Origin of the sequence: Streptomyces sp. NPDC087440 (assembly GCF_044744005.1) — a bacterium.
Classification (GTDB): Bacteria; Actinomycetota; Actinomycetes; order Streptomycetales; family Streptomycetaceae; genus Streptomyces.
On record NZ_JBIUXN010000056.1, the window covers coordinates 1 to 2,231 of the forward strand.

The following is a 2,231-nucleotide window of genomic DNA, read 5'->3' on the forward strand; positions in this document are numbered from 1 at the left end:
GCCCGGGGGACGCCGGAGCGGGGCCGGGCGGGGGGGGGGGCGGTGGGGGGGGGGGGGGGGGGGGGGGGTTGCTGTTCATGCCGGGGGCGCTGCCCCCGGACCCCCGGATTTCGCCCCGGTCCCGCCCCTTTCCCTAAAGCGCTCGCCGCGCGGCTGGGTTGGTGGCTGGTGTTTTGCGCAGTTCCCCGCGCCCCTGAAAGGGGCGCGGGGCTGCGTCGATTTGCGGCTCCGCCGCGTGGGCGCGAGCAACCACGACGCACCCGCACACAACCGTGCAATTGCCCCGCGGGTTTAGGTGAAGGGGCGGGGCTGGGGCGAGAACAAGCCCGGTGCCGGGTGCGGCGCGCAACGCGGCCCGGCGCAGCCGCCTCCCCGCCCGGGGACCGCACCCCTCAGCCGCACTCCCCCGGCGGAGCCTCCGTGCACAGGTTGCGTTCGACCTTTCCCAGCAGGAGCTGGAGGGACTCGCGTTCGGGCAGGGTCAGGCCCTCCACCGTGCGCGTCTCCAGCGACTCCCACGCCCCCGTGACCTTCTCGCGCAGGGCGCAGCCCTCCTCCGTGGCCTCGACCAGGGAGGCGCGGCGGTCCGCCGGGTCCGGGCGGCGGCGGACGTACCCGGCCTGTTCCAGCCGCTGGAGGGACTTCGTGACCGTGGAGGGGTCGAGGCCGACGGCTTTGATGAGCTCGGACTGGCGGACCGGGCCCGCCTCCCACAGGTGCATCATCACGAACTCCTGCCCGGGGTAGAGCCCGAGGCACCGCAGGACCTTGCCCGCCGCGATCCGGTGCAGCCGGGCCACCGTGGCGAGGGACGTGCTGACCGGTCCGGCCTCGAAACAGGCGGGGTCGTCGGGGTTCATGGAGGGGCCTCGTTCCAGGGAGCGGCCGCACGCGGCGGAGATTTCTCATTACTTTAACTTGGTCGGCCAAGTAATGGGCTACAGTGGCGCCGTCGAGAGTTACTTGGCCGACCAACTAAGAGCCTGGGGGCTTGCCATGACCACCACCGCCTTCACCCCGCACGACCTCGCGGGCACCACCCTCGCCAACCGCATCGCACTGGCCCCCATGACCCGCAGCCGGGCCGGTGCGGGCGGCGTGCCGACCGAGCTGGTCGCCGAGTACTACGCCCAGCGCGCCTCCGCCGGGCTGATCGTCACGGAGGGGGTGCAGCCGTCCGTCGTCGGGCAGGGGTATCCGTTCACCCCCGGTCTGCACAGCCAGGAGCAGGTCGCCGGGTGGCGCAAGGTCACCGACGCGGTGCACGCCGAGGGCGGCGTGATCTTCGCCCAGCTCATGCACGGCGGCCGGATCGGCCACCCGAGCCTGCTGCCCGACGGGCTGACCCCGGTCGCCCCCTCCCCGGTGACCCCGGCCGGAAAGCTGTTCGCCGGTGAGGGCCTGGTCGAGTTCGGCGAGCCGAAGGAGCTCACCGCCGACGAGATCCGCGAGACGGTCCAGGACTTCGCCCGCGCCGCCCGCAACGCGGTCGACGCCGGTTTCGACGGGGTCGAACTGCACGGCGCCAACGGCTACTTGATCCACCAGTTCCTGTCCGCCAACGCCAACCTGCGCACCGACGAGTGGGGCGGCGGCAGCGTGCAGAACCGCATCCGGTTCGCCGTCGAGGCCGTCCGGGCGGTCGCCGCCGAGATCGGCGCGTCCCGCACCGCGATCCGCCTGTCCCCCGGCAACCCGTACAACGACATCACCGAGACCGACGTCGAGGCGACGTACGAGGCGCTGGTCGACGCGATCTCCCCGCTGGGGCTGGCCTACCTGCACGTCACCGAGGCCACGGACGCGTTCCGCGCCCTGACCCCGGTGCTGCGCGCGAAGTTCGGCGGGACCTTCGTGCTCAACCCGAACACGGAGGGCCCCACCGACCACCGCGCCCTCCCGCTGCTCGACGAGGGCGCCGCCGACCTCCTCGCCTTCGGCGCGCTGTTCCTCGCCAACCCGGACCTGCCCGCCCGCCTGGCCACCGAGGGCCCGTACAACGCCCCCGACCCGGCCACCTTCTTCGGCGGCGACGCGAAGGGCTTCACCGACTACCCCGCGCTCAACAAGTAGCCCCCGGGCACGGCGAAGTGGGGGCGGCCCCCCCCGGGGGGGGGGGGGCCCCCCCCCCCCCCCCCAAAAGGGGGCAAAAGCCCCCCACCCCCCCCCCCCGCCAGCCCGGAAGCGCGGGGGCCCCCGGAGAGTGCGGGGGGGGGCGCCGGCCGGCCGGC

At 74.2% G+C, this 2,231-nt stretch carries 2 protein-coding genes; one reads left to right on the forward strand and one right to left on the reverse strand.

Translation table 11 applies throughout. The features are described 5' to 3' along the window. Positions 1-392: 392 nt before the first annotated feature. Positions 393-860 (reverse strand): MarR family winged helix-turn-helix transcriptional regulator, encoded by a 468-nt coding sequence (locus ACIO3O_RS42680; RefSeq protein WP_401756432.1) that lies wholly within the window; start codon positions 858-860, stop codon positions 393-395. 136 nt (positions 861-996) lie between these two features. Here ACIO3O_RS42680 and ACIO3O_RS42685 point away from each other — a divergent pair, with 136 nt between their 5' ends. Continuing rightward, positions 997-2,073, forward strand: a complete 1,077-nt coding sequence (locus ACIO3O_RS42685; protein ID WP_401756434.1) for an alkene reductase — start codon at positions 997-999, stop codon at positions 2,071-2,073. Positions 2,074-2,231 lie beyond the last annotated feature (158 nt).